This window comes from Paenibacillus sp. UNC496MF (assembly GCF_900113915.1).
GTDB classification, from domain to species: Bacteria; Bacillota; Bacilli; order Paenibacillales; family Paenibacillaceae; genus Paenibacillus_Z; species Paenibacillus_Z artemisiicola.
On sequence record NZ_FORE01000006.1, the window covers coordinates 240,131 to 256,960 of the forward strand.

Sequence of the window (16,830 nt, forward strand, 5' to 3'; positions counted from 1 at the left end):
GCAGAGAAGCTGCCGATGGTCCTGGGCGATGCCGAGCCAAGGCTTACTTGCCGAAGAACAGCTGCTCGCCGGCGTAATCGGTCGCGACCGCGAGCGCGTTCTCGTTGCCGACGTTATGCAGCTTGGCGTTCACGATCAGCGGCTGCTTGACGTTCTGAAGCGGAACGATGAAGTAGAACTGGTCGCCGAGCGCTTTTTTGATCTCATTGTCGACGATCGCCTTGGCGTCCTTCGGATTGGCGACGTTCGCCTTCGCCAGGCTCTGGTAGAACGCGGCGACGTCGGCCGGCGGCTTGACGCCCTTCTTGCCCCCGGAGGAATTGTACAGGTTCCAGGCCGGACCCCAGATGCCCTGACCCCAATCGCCGTAGTACCACATCGGATCGGCCGCCCAGATAATGGTCGCCTTCAGGTCGTTCGCCTCGTTGCGCTTGCCCCACAGCGTGCCGTCGATCTTCTTCATCGTGACGTCGAGGCCGAGCTGCTTCCACATCTCGACGACGAGCTCGGTCATCGGCACGATATCGGGCGCCTGCGCGCCGACCTCGATCGGAATCGTGAATTTCTTGCCGTCCGGTCCGACGCGGAAACCGTCGGCGCCCTTCTTCAGCCCCATCTCGTCGAGCAGCTTGTTGGCTTCGTCCACGCTGTACGTGGAGTCCTGCCAAGTGTTCTTCTCCGCGAACCCGTAGTAGATGGAGTCGATGATCTCGTCGCGGTCGAGCGCGAGGCTGAGCGCCTTGCGGAACCGCACGTCGTTCACGACCTGCGCCCAGTTCTTGTCGCTGCTGCTCAGATTCAGGAAGATGTCCGTCGGCGACACGTGAAGATTGCTGAGCATCGCCTTGAAGCCTTTGCTCTCGTTCTCGCGGTACAGGGGCATCTTGACCAGGGAAGCCGATTCGCGGGAGAAGTCGACTTCGCCGGCGATCGTCTTCAGCGTGACCATCTCGATGTCCTGAACGAGCGTGCTTTGGATTTTATCGATGTACGGAAGCTGGTTGCCCGCGGAATCGACCTTGAAGTAATACGGGTTGCGCTCGAAGGTCGCCGTCGTGTTCGTCTTCTTCGTCAGCATCCACGGGTAGAGCACCGGGAAGCCGATGGCTCTTGGCTTCGTGAGCTCCCAGTTCGTGACGTCCATCTCATTGAACAGATTCACCCACTCGCCCTTCTTGAATCCGGCCTTCTTGATCGCCGGCTCCAGCTTGGCGAGCTCCGTGTACTTGGTGTGGTAATTCTTCAGAAAATGCGCCGGCTTCAGCAGATCGGTATACCCGCGCCAGCCTTGGACCGCCAGGCTGAGCAGGAAGCCGCCGTACGGCTGGTCGAAGCTGAGCTTGAAGGTGTATTCGTCGATCAGCTCGAATACGAACGGCTTGCCGTTCGGATCGCCGCCGGCATTGAGCCACGCGGGGAAGATCGGCGTCAGCTCCTTGTTCTGCAGCACGTCCTCGACGGCGAACCGGACGTCCTCGGTCGTCACCGGCTGGCCGTCCGACCACTTGAGGCCCTTGCGCATGTGGAACGTGAAGCTCTTCTCGTCGCTGCTCATCTCGTAGCTCTTCAGGACGTTGCCCGTGACCTCTTCGCCGAGCAGGCCCGGCGTGTTCAGCAGCGCCTCGTCGTTCATGATGAAGACGTCCGCGTCCCAGTCGACGACCGACGTCACCGTGCGAAGCGTGCCGCCGTACGTGCCGACCTCGTACTTCAGCAGGCTGCCGGGCATTTCGTTCGTGATTTTGTAGTCCTCGGGCAGGCGGTCCTTCAGCGCGACCGCGAAGCTGTCCAGCGCCGGCGACTGCTTGAAGTCGGTCAGCTTGACGTCTTCCGCCGGCGCCGCGCCTTCATCCGCCGGCGCCGCGGCATCGGCGTCGTTCTCCGGCTTCGCGTTGTCGGCTTTCGCGTTCGTGCCGCCGGCGTTGCCCGCGGCGTCGCCTTCCTTGGCCGTATCGTTAATGGCTCCGATTTCGGCGCCTCCGCCGCCGCCGCTGTCGCACGCGCTCAAGGCGGCGGACAGAATCAGCGCGACCGCGCACAATAGCGCGAGCGACCTGTGCTTCTTTTTTCTCATAGGCATCCTCCGACCGTAAAATTTGGCTGACCTACCGGCTTTTCCATTCGTCATGGCAATCGCTTACAACCGTGATGACGGACGACCGTTCCGCGTATATATATAGGTTTGCGCATAGTTGCGGAGCGACCGGGGGAAACCGAACGAACCGACGAACCCTCCCCTTTTTCGGACGCGCCTCCCCGGCGCGTTCCCGTAATGGTCTCCTGAGGCGTTGTTCCATCGCAAGGATGATTGCGCTTTCATCATACTAACGCGCCCCTCGCTTGTATTTAGAAAAAAAGAAGGTTTATTTGCGTTTTTCCCAGATTTCGTCGCGTTCGACAGAATAAGGTCCGATTCGACTTCGCGATATGGGAAAATCGCAAAACTGCCTGGCATTCTGCTAAATACATCCGGGCGAAAGCTTAGTATGCTGGAATCGAGAGTACGGCCAAATTCAAACCTGTGAGGTGCAGCGCGCATGCTGACGCAAAGCCAGATCGAAGAGTTCGACCGCAGCGGATTTCTTAAAGGGGAGATCGTGCTTGACGAGGACGAAGTGGAGATGCTTCGCCGGGAGCTGGACGACGTCATGGAAGGCAGAACGGTCAAGAAGCCCGTCTTGAATCACAACATGCTGGGCGGGGGCACGCTGTACGACAACATGAAAATGACCGTGAACGATCGGGTCGTCCAGATCGTGAATATTTGGATGGCCAGCGACGCTTTCCTCCAGCACGCGGCCAATCCCCGCATCTGCGAAGAAGTCGCCCAGCTCTGCCGCACGAGCGAACTTCGCGTGTGGCATGACCAGATTCAGTACAAACCGCCCGTGTCCGGAGGCCCGACGGGCTGGCACCAGGATCACCCGCTGTGGCCGATCATCCAGCCGGCCGACCTCGTCAGCGCTTGGGTGGCGCTCGACGACGCGGTCATCGAGAACGGCTGCATGTGGATGGTGCCGGGCAGCCATAAATGGGGCAACCACCAGAAGCATCTGGCGAGCGACAAGGCGTTCAAGCCCTATCATAAACAACCGGAGCTGCTGCCGCCGGGCGCGGTCGTCGAAGCCGTCCCGTTCGAAATCAAAAAGGGCCAGGTCGGGTATCACCACAGCCTGACCTGGCACGGCAGCCCGCACAACCGGTCCGAGCTGAAGCGCCGCGCGATCGCGGTCCACTACATGCCCGGCCATATCCGCTACGAGCCGCGCGCCGATCATCCGATGCACGATTACGTGCGGGTGAAGCCGGGCGAGCTGCTGACCGGCGACGACTTCCCGCTCGTCTATACCGCGCCAGCCCGGGAATCGGCCGGCTAAGCCTGCGACAAGAGCCCGCCATTCATGGCGGGCTCTTCCGTTCGTCGGAGGCGCAGCCGGGCGAGGGCTGCTGCCCTTCGTACGGCATAAAAAAACCGCGCAATGCGCGGTCGGCAGGCCGTTCGGCCCTGCCTCGGCGTGCGCCAAGGCGGCGAAAAGGCTGCTATTGGGCTGTCGTTTGGCTGTCGTTTGGCTGCCGTTTGGCTGCCGTTTGGCTGCGGCTGGCCGCCGTTTGCTGCCGTTTGGCTGCCGCTAAACGGGTCGCTGCGCTTCCGCCGCCTCCGCCTCCCGGCGCTGCTGGACCTGGTCCGCGACGCGGTCGAGCCGGCGCAGATGGTAAGCGTATTCCAGCATCGTCGACGCGACGAAGACGAGCCGCTTGTATTCCTCGGGATTCCGGTGCAAATAATCGCTCAGCTGCGCGATCAGCCGGCCCTCCCGCTCCTCCTCCGGCTCGATGGCGGCGTTCGCCTTCATCTTCCCTTCGAGCTTGAGCAGCAGATGCTCGTGGTACTTCGACAGCTCCTCGATCTGCTGGTCGAACCGCTGCGCCCACGCCTCCGACCCCGAGACGGCGAAGTAGTGCTCCTCCACCGCCTCCAGCAGGTCCACGCCTTTGTGCAGCGCCTTGATCATGTGCCTGGACAGAATCAGCTGCCGCGCGTTCGCCTGCTTGCGGTTCGGCATCAGCGGCCGCTCCTCCTCGAACAGCCGGTGCGCCTCGTCGAGCTTGCGCAGCTTGCCCTGCAGCTTCTCCTTCTCGTCGCGGTGGACGCTCTCCTTCATCTCGTTCGAGATCGCCATGCGCAGCAGCAGCGACAGCTGGTCGTGCGCGTCGTGCACCTGCGCGATGAACTGCTTGCGCGGCCGCGGCGGGAGCACGAGGATGTTCACCACGAACGCCGCGGCCATCCCCGTCAGCACCATGAGCAGCCGCTCGACCGCGAACTGCCAGCCCGCCTGGTTGTTGGCCTCCATGACGGCGACCACCGTAACGAGCGTCAGGCCGACGGCGCTTTCCATCCGCAGCCGGATGCAGACGAGAATGACGATGATGCACACCATGCCGAGGGCGATCGGCGTCTGCCCGAACAGCCGGACCGCGGCCAGCGCGAGCACGGCGCCGAGCACGTTCGTCTGCACCTGCTCCACCACCTGCTGCCAGGAACGCGAGATCGACGGCTGGATCGTGAAGATCGCGGCGACCGCGGAAATAATCGGCGACGGGAAGCCCAGCAGCGTGCTGACGTACACGGCCAGCGCCACGGCCAGGCCGGTCTTGACCACGCGCGCTCCGATCGTCATGCGTCATCGCTCCTTGCCGGGGCGGCGCCGGTTGCCCGCGCCGCTTGCGCCCCGTCCCGCAGCAGGACGGACGTCTCCGCGACGGCCGCGCCGTTCACGAGCAGCGCCAGCCGGTGCGGCCCCGCGTAATGCTTGCGCGTCGACAGGTCCTTCCAGTCGATCCGCTTCGCGCCTTGGATGCCCGCGCCGGGCATCGCGCGCTTGTCGCCGAGCAGGAAGCGCTTCTCCGATACTTTGCCGCCGGACTTCACGTAGCCGACGCCCAGCTCCAGCCGCAGCCGGACCGGCCCCGCTCCCTCGTCCTTCAGCCGCAGCGCGTATCGCAGCTCCGTGCTGCCCCCGAGCTCCGCTTCGGGATGCGGCGCCTCGAGCTCGGCGGCCGCGACCAAGTCCGCGGCGGCCGTTCCCTCGTAGCCGAACAGCGCCAGCGCCTCCGGATCGGCGGCGCCGACGAGCGAGCGGCAGCCCCGCCGGACGATCCAGTCGGTCAGCGGATTCCGGCCCATCCACCGCGCCGCGATCGCCTTGACGACGTCCGGATGGTCCTTGGCGACGTCGTTCAGGTTGTTCGCCACGCTCTTGCGCACGTACAGGGACGGATCGGCCTTCAATTGCTCCAGAATCGGCAGGATCGGCGACGGGTCGCGCTTGAATAGAGGCAGCGCCCGCCCCCACGGCAGGCGTGGCCGGCAGCCTTCGCTGGCCAGCCGGCGGACGTGCTCGTTGCCGTGGCGGGACCACTCCGCCATCCGCGCCATCGTCCGTTCGGGCTCCCGCAGGATGAACGGCCGGATCGCGAACTCCGCCGAGGATTGGACCGTGAAGCGCTCCAGCGCGGCCATCGACCGCTCCCAGTCATCCAGGCCGTACGTTTCGACGAAATCGGGAAAAAACAAATAAGGAAATCCGCCGCACCGGTCGCAGACGGACAGCAGCACGTCCAGCGCTTCCGGATACTTCGGGGGCAGCGTCTCCCCGAGCGACGTCGTAATCCGCCGCATGCGGCCCTTCAGCTCCAGCTCCTCCCAGCCCGCGGCGGTCGCGCGCCGGACGAAGTCCTCCCCGGGGAAGGCCGGCCAAGCGGACGACACGATCGCCGCGAACTGCCGGAGAAACGGCAGATCATACATCCCTTTCAACGGTTCGGGCATGTTCTTCTCTCGCCTCCTTCCGCTATTATAGACGATCCGCGGGCGAAGATAAAAAAGCGCGCGTTCCCTTTCCTCCCTATACGCCGTTTACGCGCCTTCCGCCCCACCGGTCTTTCGTTCCCGTCCGCGCCGAAGCCGTTCGCCGCCGCTGCCTCCGCGCGCGAAAACGGCCGGCTTCCCCCGCCGTTGGCAGCGAAAACCGGCCGCCGGATTTGGCGAACGGAACGACTTGTAGCGGACTAAGACGCGCTTTCGTTGTCTTCGCGGTACCGGTGCAGCGAAATGACCTTGCCCCGGCCCGACTCCTCGGCGCCCGGCGGCGCCTGGTACGGCAGCAGGATGTCGAACGTCGTGCCTTCCCCGACGCGGCTGTTGACCACGACGCTCCCTTGGTGGTTGTCCACGATCTTGTACGTCACCATGAGGCCGAGACCCGTGCCCTTCTCCTTCGTCGTATAGAACGGCTGCCCGATCTTCGCCAGCTGGTCCTCCGGGATGCCGGGTCCCCGGTCCGCGATCCGCACGACGATGCGCCCGCCCGCGTCGCGCATGCAGGCGACGTCGATGCTGCCGCCGTCCAGCATGACCTCGATCGCGTTTTTGATCACGTTGATGAACACCTGCTTGAGCTGGTTTTCCACGCCGTGCACCCACAGCGGCTCGTCGCCGAGATTCGCCTCGATCACGATGTCGTGCAGGATCGCCTGCGCCTCCAGCAAAGTAATCGTATCCGCGATCAGCACGCGGATGTCCTGATGCGACAGGTCGTAGATCTGCGGCTTGGACAGCATAAGCAGCTCGCTGACGATCGACTCGATGCGGGTCAGCTCCGATTTCATGATGTCGTAGTAGTTCTTGCTGCTCCGGCCGGAAGCGATCAGCTGCAGGAAGCCCTTGAGCGACGTCAGCGGATTGCGGATCTCGTGGGCGATGCCCGCGGCGAGCTGCCCGGCGACGTACAGCTTCTCGGAATTGATCAGCAGCTCCTCGTTCTTCTTCCGCTCCGAGATGTCCCGGATGATCACCTGCGTGACCGGCTGCCCCGACAGCTTCGTGACCGATTCGATGACCTCCGTATGCAGCGTCCCGCCCTGCGCGGTGAACCAGTCCATCTCGATCGGCGACTGCCGTTCCTTCGGCCGCGGCGTCTGCAGCAGCTGCCGCATCGGCGCGTGGAACTTCGGCTGCAGGTGCAGGTAGATGCTGCGGCCGATCAGGTCGCGGCCGCTCTCGGCCTCGAACATGCGCATGCCGGAGCGGTTGATGTATTCCCAATGCTCGTCGCGGATGACGGCGATCATGTCGATGGAATTCTCGACGAGCAGCTTGTAGCGCTCGTTGATGGACGTGTACCGGCGGTCCACGTAGCGCGCGACCAGGCTGAACGCGAAGATGACGAGCGTCGCGAGGCCGAGCACGATGGACAGCAGCTGCATGTAATCGTTGAGCCGGTCGGCGGTCAGGACGTAGTCGGCGTCGACGCTCGTGACCGTGCCGAGCCCGAACAGCTCCATGACCATGTCCGTCAGGCCGAGCAGCAGGCCGGGCACCAGCGGCGAACCGGCTTTGCGGTCGAACAGGTAGAGCGAGCCGGCCGTGCCGACGAAGCCGAAGAGGAACGTGAACAGCACGAAGCTCGGATCGACGCGGAACGATTCCGCCTGGTTGCCGAGCAGCGCCGTGTACAGCACGAGATTCGCGCCGAGCGCCATGAGCAGGCTGCCGCCGGACAGCCGGACGGCGTACGACGCCCGGGAGCCCAGCAGCCGGAACGCGCCGTACGTGCAGGCCATGATGCCGAAGAGCTTGACCGCGCTCGTCCAGTCGATGGCGATCATCGAATCCGACGTCAGCAGGATGATGAAATGGCTGACCCACAGGCCGAGCGCGTAGACGAGCGCGCCGCTCAGCAGCCAGTACGGATGCATGGCCCGCACCCGCTTGAGCTGGCCGATCATGCTATAAATGGTCATCGACGCGAATAAATGGATCGCCAGCGCGAGCAGGAGCATCATCCATTTATCGCCAATCCAAGGTTCCATCATGACGTTTCTCCAATAGTCCGAAGTAGTGGTTACGTCCTCCATTTCGACAGATTTCCAGAAAAACCTTTTTTTCGCGACACGCTTTTGCGCGCGGGTCCCGGAACCGGGAATTCGGGCTTGATGCGGCCGCGCCGTCCGCTATAATAAGACAAGTGGAAGGAGTGGAATCATGATCAAAAAAATATTGAAAGAGTTCAAGGAATTCGCCGTCCGCGGCAACGTGCTCGATCTCGCGGTCGGGGTCATCATCGGCGGCGCCTTCGGCAAGATCGTCACCTCGCTGGTGAACGACATCATCATGCCGCCGATCAGCCGGCTGCTTGGCAGCGTCAACCTGGTCGACCAATTCATTCAGATATCGAAGCTGGACAAGCATCCGACGACGCTCGCCGATGCGCAGAAAGAATCGGTCACGGTCATCGCCTACGGCAATTTCCTCAACGTCATCCTGGACTTCGCGATCGTCGCCTTCTGTATCTTCATGATCGTCAAGGGCGCGAACGCGCTGCGCCGCCTCGGCCAGCCCGACCCGGCCGCTCCGTCCGAGCCGACGGACAAGAACTGCCCGTACTGCCTGTCCAAAATCCCGATCAAGGCGACGCGCTGCTCGCACTGCACGTCCCATCTCGAGGTCGAGCCCGAGCTTGAGGGAGGCTTGTCCTGACGATGGACATGGAACGGGATGCGCGGGCCCCGCGCGGCGAAGCCGGTCCGGCCGGCGAAGAGGAACGGTTCGATATCTACGACGAGCACGGCGTCCATCTCGGCACCGCGCCGCGGAGCGAGGTGCATGCCCGGGGCCTCTGGCACCGGTCCATCCACTGCTGGCTGGCGCGGCGCGACGGCGACCGGAAGCTCGTCCTGTTCCAGCAGCGGTCGGCGGGCAAGGACACGTTCCCCGGCCTGTTCGACATTACGGCGGCGGGCCATCTGGCCGCCGGCGAGACGATGCGGGACGCGGCGCGGGAGATCGAGGAGGAGCTCGGCGCCGCCATTCCGTTCGAAGCGCTGATCCCGCTCGGCGAAGCCCGCAAGGAAGCGGCCGGCACCGCGAAGGGCCTCGCCTTCGTCGACCGCGAGATCAGCGGCGTGTACGGCTTCGTCTACGGGGAGCCGCTTTCCGCGCTCACGCTGCAGCGCGAGGAGGTAGCCGGCGTCTACGAGGCGGAGCTGGAGGCCATGATCGCGCTGTTCGAGAACCGGACGGACCGGGTGCGCGCGTCCGGCTTCCGCCTCGGCGCGGACGGCGCGCCGGAGGACGCGGAGACGGACGTCGAAGCCGCGAGCTTCGTGCCGCGGCCGGCCGCCTATTACAGCGGCGTGTTCCGCGACCTGCTGCTCCGTCTGTGAGCGGCAGCCCTGGCACGCCAAGAAGGACCGCGAGCATTCGCGGTCCTTTTCGCGCTGCCCGGAAGGCGGCCGCGCCGGAACTAGCGCCGGTTCCGTTTGCGGGCCGCGCCGGAAGACGGTTTGCCTGCTTCCCGGGCGACTCCGGCCGCGCGCTCCCAGTTGCGGTACCACTGATCGATCATGCCGTGGATGTTATAGAACATCGTCGTCCGCGGCGCCTCGTCGAAGTCGTTGAGCGCGGGCTCGCCGAAGAGGCGGGCGGACTCCTGATGAATGCACCCGTGCAGGCTCGACGCCTCGAGGAAGATCCCCAGCTGGTCCGCCGACGCGAACGACTGCGGATTGTTCAGCACGCGGGCCTCCGCCGCGCGGTTGTAGCAGGCCGTGTTGCGGATCGCTTCCGGGACGCTCTGCCAGCCTGCGATCGCCCGCGGGTCGTAGCCGGTCGTGCCGTACCATTGGTAGACCTTATTAATGAACTGCCGGTGGAAATTGAGGAAGCTCTGTCCGTAGCCCGGGGGAAGCTGCGAGAAGTCGTCGTAATGGTTCGCATGATGCCAGCGCATATGCTCTTCGAGCAGCGACTGCGGGAAATTCGGAATGAGCGGCATACCTGTCCCCTCCCTTTGCAAGCGTTCTGGTCATCAGCATATGCCGGGGGCCCGGCATCGGTTCGCCTCTCCCGCGCCGGTTTCGCAATTGCCCCTGCCGTGTATTAAGACAAGAACGGCACGCATTCCAGCAAGGAAGGGAGTACGATCGACATGCAAGGCAACGACGTGATTTTGGAGAAGGAAGCGCGGCAATTCGCGGAGAAGACGGCGAATCCGCCGTTCCTGTACGAGCTCGGCCCGGAGAAGGGCCGCAAGCAGGTGGACGAGGTGCAGACGAGCCCGGCCGACAAGCCGGACGTGCGGATGGAGAAGCGTCTCGTGCCGAACGGTTCGGGCGGCAGCGTGCCGGTGACGATCCTGAAGCCGAAGGGGGCCGAAGGAACGCTGCCGGTCGTCGTCTACGTTCACGGCGCGGGCTGGGTGTTCGGCAACGCGCATACGCACGACCGGCTGATCCGCGAGCTGGCGGACGGCGCGCGGTCGGTCGTCGTCTTTCCCGAATACGGCCTCTCGCCCGAGCATAAATACCCGGCCGCGATCGAGGAAATCTACGCGGTGCTCCGGTGGACCGCCGAGCATGCGGACGAGCTCGGGGCCGATCCGGACCGGCTCGCCGTCGCCGGCGACAGCGTCGGCGGCAACATGACCGCGGCCGTGACGCTGATGGCCAAGGAGCGCGGCGGCCCGAAGATCGCCAAGCAGCTGCTGTTCTATCCCGTCACGGACGCGTCGTTCGATACGCCGTCCTACGAGCGGTTCGCGAAAGGGTATTTTCTCAGCCGCGAAGGGATGCAGTGGTTCTGGGACCAATACACGACCGATCCGGAGCAGCGGGCGCAGATCACGGCGTCGCCGCTGCGGGCGACGGTCGAGCAGCTGAAGGGCCTGCCCCCGGCGCTCGTCATCACGGGCGAAGCCGACGTGCTGCGCGACGAGGGCGAAGCGTACGCCGCGAAGCTCCGGGAGGCCGGCGTGCGCGTGACGGCTGTCCGCTTCCAGGGCATCATCCACGACTTCGTCATGCTGAACGAGCTGGCCGGCACCGCCGCGGCGCGCGGCGCGCTCCTGCTCGCCAATGCATGGCTGCAGGCGCCGGAGGCTTGACCGGACGGCAGGGCTCCGTACGAGGTTGAATCCAGACGACGAATCGCGAATAGGCCGTTCCGTCGCCGGTTGGCGGGAACGGCCTTGCCGCGTTGCGCGCCAAAACGTCCCGGGAAGCGTCCTTGCGGACCTTCCCGGGACATTCCGGCCTGACCGGAGGATCGAGAGGAGAATTAGAATACGTTGTGGCAGTTGCCTTGGGACACGCAGATGTCGAACGAAATGCGGACGTCGCAGCAGTTGCCGAACGTGCACGCGATGCGGACGCAGGAGAAACGGCCTTGGTGGAAGAAACAGACGACTTGGCAGTTCGCGCCGATCAATTCTTCGACGATCTTGCGGTTTCTGCAGCGGATGGCGCGGACGAGCTTAGCGGCAACGACCGGGTTTTTCAGCTGGCAGAACAGATCGCTCAGATCCGCGCCTGCCTCCTGGATGCCTTCGACGGCGCCGTCGCGGCGGTTGCAGCAGCCGTGGCTCATGCTGACGCCACCCACCATTTCGTTGGACACCTTCGCTTTGCGGGCGGACTTCGACTTCGTGCGGACGGCCTTGACGTTCTTCACTTTAAACTTGGCGGACATTGTAATTCCTCCTTCTCGAGAGCTAATTTACTCTATGTGAAGGGGGACATCCTTGAATAAGACAAGATGCCAATGCCAAGCGCACAAGCTGCAGCGCAGGAAATTCGCGGGGGCGCGCGCCTGGCCCGGCAACCGTCCCGCCGCCGAAGCGGCCGGAAACCGCGGCTTCCGGGCGGGAGCGGAACGCCGTCGCACCCGGCGACCCCCGCGAAATGCTGCCGGAGGCCGCGCGTACCGGCAAACGAAAAGCCGCCCGCGGAAGACCCGCGGGCGGCCGGACGGCCGGGCATTTTAGCCGATTATACCGATTACGGCAGGCCCTTGTAATAGGCCGACAGCGGGCCGAGCAGCGCCATGTACCCGTGCTCGAACAGCCGCGCGTATCGGGCATGGCGCCCCGGATCCGGCTCGTACCGCCGGCTTGCCGGCCGGCGCGCCGCGGCGGCCGCTTCCCGGAACGAGCCGTAGACGCCCGAACCGACGCCGGCGGCCAGCGCCGCGCCGAGCAGCGTCGCCTCGGCGGCGCCCGGCACCGTCAGGGCGATGCCCGACACGTCGGCTTTGATCTGCAGCCAGACGCCGTTCTTCGCGCCTCCGCCGACGACGTTCATCCCGCGGATCGGGCTTCCCCCGACCCGCTCCGCCTCGCGGCGCATGAATTCCAGCTGGTAGGCGTTGCCCTCCAGCGCCGCCTTGAGCAGCTCCGCCCGGCCGTGCTTCGCCGTCAAGCCGACGAACGCGGCCTTGGCCGCCGGGTCGATCCGCGGCGCCCCGCTGCCGGCGAGGTAAGGAAAGTAGAGAATGCCCGTCGGTCCGGGCGCCGTCCCTTCCAGCAGCTCCATGATCGCCGCGTACGGGAGGCCGCCGTCCCCGATAACGTCGCGAAGCCACTCCACGGAGCCCCCCGAGGTCGAATGGCCGCCCATCCAGAACATCCGGTCCGGGAACGCGTGGCGCCCGAACGACAGCCCGGAGGCGTAGTCGGCGTCGTCCAGCGCGCGGGCGGGAATCGAGCCGACCAGCGTTTCCGCCGTGCCCATGGAATTGTAGACGCCGTCCCCGTCCGCCGAGCAGACGAGCGAAGCGGCGACATGATCGTGGCCCGCCAGGCAGACGGCCGCGCCCTCGTCCAGCCCGAGCCGCGGCGCGACGCCCGGCAAGACCGTGCCGACGGCGCTGCCGGGCGGCACGACGCGGGGGAAGCGCTCCGGCCCGAAGCCGAAGTGGCGGAGGAACGGCTCGTCCCATTCGCGGCGGTCGATCCGGTACGCGAACGTCCGGGCCGCGAGCGTCTCGTCCTCGGCGATCGCGCCCGTCAGGCGGTAGGCGAGGTACGCGGAGATCGACAGCCAGACGCCGCTCCCGTCGAACGCGTCCGGACAATGGTCCCGCATCCAGAGCAGCTTCGGCAGGCCGTATTTGAACGACGCGTGCAGGCCGGTTTGGCGGAAATGCGCCTTCGCGTCGATCTCCCCTCTTACCCGCTCCGCCTGCGCGAGCGAGCAGGTCTCGAACCACGGCAAGATCGGCGTCCGCGCCCGGCCGCTCCGCGGATCCAGCAACAGCCCGCTCTCCGCCATGCTCGTGAGGCCGACCGTCCGCACGCGGGGCGAGCCGGCGGCCGCCGTCACGTCGCGGATCAGACCGGCGGCCGCTTCCCACAGCCGCTCGGGGTCGTAAGCGACCGTCCCGGCGGGACCGGCCGCCTTGGCGTTGGGCCGCTCCGCCTGCGCGACGGACGAGCCGTCCTCGCGGAACAGCCCCGCTTTCAGATTCGTGGTGCCGACGTCGATGGCCAGCAGCATGCCGCTTCCCTCCCCTGATCGCAAGCGAACCGGCATTCGCATCCGAAGCCGGTTCGTCCCGCACATTGTCGCCAACGCCGGCATCGGCCGTGCCGGCCGGCGTGAATGTCCCTGCTTGAATGTCCTGCATGATAAAGTCTCAACGCAAAAGCCGCGCGCTGTCCGTCTCGACGTCCAGCCGAAGGTCGTACGGCCGCGGCGTCAAGCCGTCCCCGGCTTCGGCCTCGGCCAGCCACGCCGTCCAGCGCGCCGGCTCCGCCGGATACGTCCGTCCGCTCAGCCGGCGCAGCAGCAGCAGCGCTTGGCGGGCCAGCAGCGAACGCGCGTCGGACAGATAGCCGATCAACACCTCGTAGCCTTCCCGGCTGCCGCAGGCGGCCAGCGCGCGGCCGATCGCCAACTCCAGCATCGCCCGGCGCTCCGGGAAGTAATCCGGCTGGTACCCTTGCCGGGATTGCTGATCCCGCAGCAGCGGCACGCGGCGAATCGCCGCAAGCGCCGGGATCGCGCGCGGGTCGCCAAGCCGCTCCGCGCCCTGGCAGACGGCGTCGACGTAATAATAGAGCCCCAGCAGCGAATCCTTGAAATCGTCCTCGGCGGGATCCAGCAGCGCCGCGACCCGGTTCCAGGCCTCGATGCTCCGTGCGTCCTTCGCCTGCGCCAGCGAATAGAGCAGGTAGGCCGCGTCGGGCATCGCGCCGTGATCCGGCGGCAGCTGCACGTACATGATGTCCGCCGTCCGCCGCGGCAGCGCGCCGCCGGCTAAGTCGCGCAGGACCGCGTCGAGCAGCGCCGGCACGCCGGCGTTGGAACCGATCATGGCCAGCGCCTGCGCCAGATGGATCCGCCGCAGGCCGTCCGCGCGCGAGAGCGCCCGCTCCAGGAACGGCACGATCCGCGGGCCGGCCGAGACGATCTCGACGAACGGAATCGGTTCCGTCCGGACCTCGTTCATCCGCATGTTGGAATAATCGTAAAGCGGCTGCTCGGCTTCGATGGAGGCGACGAGCCGCTCGAGGTCCGCGTCGTCGCAGGCGCGCGGGCGGAGCGTCCGGTCGGCGGTGCCGGCCGGCAGCAGCCCCTCGGCCTCCAGGCGAAGCTGCAGCGGCCGCAGGTCGATGCCGCGCGGCTGCACGCCCGCGCGGACCGCCTGCACGGCGGCGAGGGCCGCCGCCGCGCCGAGGTTCTCGAGATCCGCCTGCATGCGGATCGCCGGCAGCGCGTCGTGCGTCGCCGAGACGGCCTTGCCCGCGACGAGCAGGCCGTCCAGCCCTTCGGGCAGCAGCATGCGGTACGGAATCTCGATGTCCAGGTTCGGCGGGATCAGGCCGATATTGACCCAATCCGCCCCGCTGACGCCCTTCACGTCGTGATTGCTGAAGTGGACGTTGATCGCGTCCGGCCAGCGCCGGTGCAGCAGCTGGTCCGACAGCTTCATCACGACGTCGCCTTTGACGTGCCGGCTCTCGCGCGTCGCGACGTACGTGCCGTGGTCGTGGACGTCGGCCGCACCGCGCCGGCGGCCCGCCAGAATGGCGCGCGTGTAATCGAGCGCGTTCGAGACGTCGACCATGCTCGTGAAATTGTTTTGGATCTTGTCCGGCGCCGCATACTGCGCGAGCGAGTACCACATGACCGTATGGTCCCGCTCCGAGCCGTACACGTAGCCCGCGCCGGCGAACGCCGCGAGGTCGCCGTCGCCGGTCGCGTCGACGGAAGCCCGCGCCGCGATGGCGGCCGGTCCCCAGCGGGTCGCGACGACCGCGCCGGCGAGGCGGCTGCCTTCCATGACGGCGCCGAACGCGATCGCGTTCAGGAACAGCATGACGCCGCGGCCCGCCGCTTCTTCCAGCAGCGCGTGCATCTTCGCTTCGATGTTCCACTTGTGCCCCTTGTAGCGCAGCTCCCGCTGCAGCGCCGTCACGGCGTCGTGAATGCGCGCGGCGTAGCCGGCCCTGCGGCCGAACCAGTAGCTGTCCACGCCGCCGAACGTGCCCGTCCCGCCTAGGCCGGGATTGAGGTCGATCAGCGCGGTGCGCGCGCCTTCGCCCGCCGCCGTGAACGACGCGCAGGCGCCGCTCGACCCGCCGCCCGCGACGAGCACGTCGACGTCGGCGACGACGGGGACGTCCGAGGCGGGGACGTCCGCCATCGGGTAGAGCGTATCGCCGCTCCCGAGGGTCGGGATGCGGACGGTCCATGGCAGCGTTCCGGCAGCGGCCGAAGCCGCGGATTCCGTGCCGGAAGCCGCGTGCGCGGCGCCCGGTGCATCCGTGGCGCCGCGCATACCCGGCGCCGATGCGCTGCCGCCGCCGGGCTCGCCGGCCGAATCGCCCGGCCGCGCATCGGCGCCAGTACCGGGCTCGCCGGCGTAAGCGTTCGGCCGCGCATCGGCGCCGCCGCTGGCCTCGCCCGGCCATGCGGCCTCCGCGCCGCCGGCCGCCAGCAGGCGGCCGAGCCGCTCGCCGGCCGCGGCCGCGCCGGCCGGCTCGAGCACCGCCGCGCCGCCGAAGCGATACGCCGCGCGGCACAGCGACCAGACGCCCGGCAGCGCCGTGGCGGCCGCCGCCGGATCCGCGCCGGCGTCGCCGCCCGCCCGCTCGCCGAGCGGGAACGGGCCGTGCAGCTCGTGCGAGGCCGCGCTCAGCACGGCCTTCGCGAACGCCGGCTCGCGCTGCAGCAGGTGCACGGCGAGCCGCATGCCCCGGCGGCGCGCCTCCAGCTCGCGCGCCCGCGCCGCGTCCAGCGCGTTCGCGCTCGGCAGGGTCAGCGCGAACTCGGCGTAGACGTGGCCAGGGCCGCGATAGCCCGGCCGCAGCCGGACCGCGCCGCCGTCGATGCCGATCCCGGCCGGCGCCGCCAGCTCCGCGGGCAGCCCGCCGGACCAAGCGTCCTCGTCGACGCCGACGAATTCCAGCGTCCGCCTGTACCGCGCTTCCGCTCCGGGCGCATAGCCGGAGACGTCTTCGCCGGCGAGCGCGGCGCAGAGCGCCGTCTCGGTCGCGTCGACGACGAGCGGCGCCGCGATAAGCTGGCGCCCGGACTTGTTCGCGACGACGATGCCCGACGCGCGCCCGTTCCGGCGCGCGATCTCCACGGGCAGGGACGCGTACAGGAATCTCACGCCCGCCGCTTCCAGCAGATCTTCCAGACTCCGCTTCAGCGCGTCCGGGTGCAGCGGCGCGTCGACGCCGCGCACGGACGCCGCCTCGAGCCGCTCCGCGCCGCCCGCCTGCCGCTGCGCCTCCAGCACGCGCGCCAGCAGCGCCGGCACCGGAGCGCCGGCTTCCGGCGCCGCGAGCCACGGCCGCATCGTCGCCGTCAGCTCGCGGCCCATATAGGTCCGCGGCTCGACGAGCCAGACGCGCTTCCCCGCCGCGGCCAGCTCCAGCGCGCAGGCGATGCCGGCGAGGGAACCGCCGACGACGGCCGCGTCGGCCTCGTCCAGCACCGGCACCGCCGCGCGCAAGATGTTCAGCTTGTTCATCCGTATCG

At 67.0% G+C, this 16,830-nt stretch carries 12 protein-coding genes; 4 read left to right on the forward strand and 8 right to left on the reverse strand.

What is annotated here, in order from left to right; all coding sequences use genetic code 11:
* Positions 1-43: 43 nt before the first annotated feature.
* Positions 44-2,074: an ABC transporter substrate-binding protein gene (locus BMZ79_RS09685; protein ID WP_177222076.1), complete on the reverse strand. Its 2,031-nt coding sequence runs from the start codon at positions 2,072-2,074 to the stop codon at positions 44-46.
* Between the two features lie 463 nt (positions 2,075-2,537).
* Between BMZ79_RS09685 and BMZ79_RS09690 the strand changes: the two genes are divergently transcribed.
* Positions 2,538-3,377, forward strand: a complete 840-nt coding sequence (locus tag BMZ79_RS09690) for a phytanoyl-CoA dioxygenase family protein (RefSeq protein ID WP_090639180.1) — start codon at positions 2,538-2,540, stop codon at positions 3,375-3,377.
* Positions 3,378-3,629: 252 nt separating this feature from the next.
* Here the strand turns inward: BMZ79_RS09690 and BMZ79_RS09695 are convergent, their stop codons facing one another.
* The 3 genes from BMZ79_RS09695 to BMZ79_RS09705 all read right to left on the reverse strand — a co-directional run bounded on the left by BMZ79_RS09695 (position 3,630) and on the right by BMZ79_RS09705 (position 7,875).
* Positions 3,630-4,682, reverse strand: a complete 1,053-nt coding sequence (locus tag BMZ79_RS09695; protein ID WP_090639184.1) for an FUSC family protein — start codon at positions 4,680-4,682, stop codon at positions 3,630-3,632.
* Entirely contained in the window at positions 4,679-5,833 is a 1,155-nt protein-coding gene (locus BMZ79_RS09700) for a DNA alkylation repair protein (protein WP_090639186.1), read from the reverse strand. The genes BMZ79_RS09695 and BMZ79_RS09700 overlap by 4 nt, the downstream gene beginning before the upstream one ends.
* Positions 5,834-6,072: 239 nt before the next feature.
* Complete coding sequence (locus BMZ79_RS09705; RefSeq protein ID WP_218154677.1) at positions 6,073-7,875, reverse strand: ATP-binding protein; 1,803 nt, start codon at positions 7,873-7,875, stop codon at positions 6,073-6,075.
* Positions 7,876-8,047: 172 nt separating this feature from the next.
* Between BMZ79_RS09705 and mscL the strand changes: the two genes are divergently transcribed.
* Entirely contained in the window at positions 8,048-8,542 is a 495-nt protein-coding gene (gene mscL / locus BMZ79_RS09710; protein ID WP_177222078.1) for a large conductance mechanosensitive channel protein MscL, read from the forward strand.
* 2 nt (positions 8,543-8,544) lie between these two features.
* The gene (locus BMZ79_RS09715) at positions 8,545-9,228 is read left to right on the forward strand and encodes an NUDIX hydrolase (RefSeq protein ID WP_256252634.1); all 684 of its coding nucleotides are present in this window, start codon (positions 8,545-8,547) and stop codon (positions 9,226-9,228) included.
* A gap of 80 nt (positions 9,229-9,308) precedes the next feature.
* Here BMZ79_RS09715 and BMZ79_RS09720 read toward each other — a convergent pair whose 3' ends face one another.
* Positions 9,309-9,839, reverse strand: a complete 531-nt coding sequence (locus tag BMZ79_RS09720; RefSeq protein ID WP_090639193.1) for a hypothetical protein — start codon at positions 9,837-9,839, stop codon at positions 9,309-9,311.
* Positions 9,840-9,992: 153 nt separating this feature from the next.
* Here BMZ79_RS09720 and BMZ79_RS09725 point away from each other — a divergent pair, with 153 nt between their 5' ends.
* Positions 9,993-10,946 (forward strand): alpha/beta hydrolase, encoded by a 954-nt coding sequence (locus tag BMZ79_RS09725; RefSeq protein WP_090639196.1) that lies wholly within the window; start codon positions 9,993-9,995, stop codon positions 10,944-10,946.
* 173 nt (positions 10,947-11,119) lie between these two features.
* Here BMZ79_RS09725 and BMZ79_RS09730 read toward each other — a convergent pair whose 3' ends face one another.
* The 3 genes from BMZ79_RS09730 to BMZ79_RS09740 all read right to left on the reverse strand — a co-directional run bounded on the left by BMZ79_RS09730 (position 11,120) and on the right by BMZ79_RS09740 (position 16,822).
* Positions 11,120-11,530 (reverse strand): hypothetical protein, encoded by a 411-nt coding sequence (locus BMZ79_RS09730; RefSeq protein ID WP_090639198.1) that lies wholly within the window; start codon positions 11,528-11,530, stop codon positions 11,120-11,122.
* A gap of 308 nt (positions 11,531-11,838) precedes the next feature.
* Positions 11,839-13,335 (reverse strand): FGGY-family carbohydrate kinase, encoded by a 1,497-nt coding sequence (locus BMZ79_RS09735; protein WP_090639200.1) that lies wholly within the window; start codon positions 13,333-13,335, stop codon positions 11,839-11,841.
* 139 nt (positions 13,336-13,474) lie between these two features.
* Complete coding sequence (locus BMZ79_RS09740) at positions 13,475-16,822, reverse strand: FAD-dependent oxidoreductase (protein ID WP_090639204.1); 3,348 nt, start codon at positions 16,820-16,822, stop codon at positions 13,475-13,477.
* Positions 16,823-16,830: the final 8 nt, after the last annotated feature.

What these genes read in the sequence shown, in the direction of transcription:
- BMZ79_RS09685 (WP_177222076.1), bottom strand. Translation starts at nt 2,074, where the DNA reads ATGAGAAAAAAGAAGCACAGGTCGCTCGCGCTATTGTGCGCGGTCGCG.
- BMZ79_RS09690 (WP_090639180.1), top strand. Translation starts at nt 2,538, where the DNA reads ATGCTGACGCAAAGCCAGATCGAAGAGTTCGACCGCAGCGGATTTCTT.
- BMZ79_RS09695 (WP_090639184.1), bottom strand. Translation starts at nt 4,682, where the DNA reads ATGACGATCGGAGCGCGCGTGGTCAAGACCGGCCTGGCCGTGGCGCTG.
- BMZ79_RS09700 (WP_090639186.1), bottom strand. Translation starts at nt 5,833, where the DNA reads ATGCCCGAACCGTTGAAAGGGATGTATGATCTGCCGTTTCTCCGGCAG.
- BMZ79_RS09705 (WP_218154677.1), bottom strand. Translation starts at nt 7,875, where the DNA reads ATGGAACCTTGGATTGGCGATAAATGGATGATGCTCCTGCTCGCGCTG.
- mscL (WP_177222078.1), top strand. Translation starts at nt 8,048, where the DNA reads ATGATCAAAAAAATATTGAAAGAGTTCAAGGAATTCGCCGTCCGCGGC.
- BMZ79_RS09715 (WP_256252634.1), top strand. Translation starts at nt 8,545, where the DNA reads ATGGACATGGAACGGGATGCGCGGGCCCCGCGCGGCGAAGCCGGTCCG.
- BMZ79_RS09720 (WP_090639193.1), bottom strand. Translation starts at nt 9,839, where the DNA reads ATGCCGCTCATTCCGAATTTCCCGCAGTCGCTGCTCGAAGAGCATATG.
- BMZ79_RS09725 (WP_090639196.1), top strand. Translation starts at nt 9,993, where the DNA reads ATGCAAGGCAACGACGTGATTTTGGAGAAGGAAGCGCGGCAATTCGCG.
- BMZ79_RS09730 (WP_090639198.1), bottom strand. Translation starts at nt 11,530, where the DNA reads ATGTCCGCCAAGTTTAAAGTGAAGAACGTCAAGGCCGTCCGCACGAAG.
- BMZ79_RS09735 (WP_090639200.1), bottom strand. Translation starts at nt 13,335, where the DNA reads ATGCTGCTGGCCATCGACGTCGGCACCACGAATCTGAAAGCGGGGCTG.
- BMZ79_RS09740 (WP_090639204.1), bottom strand. Translation starts at nt 16,822, where the DNA reads ATGAACAAGCTGAACATCTTGCGCGCGGCGGTGCCGGTGCTGGACGAG.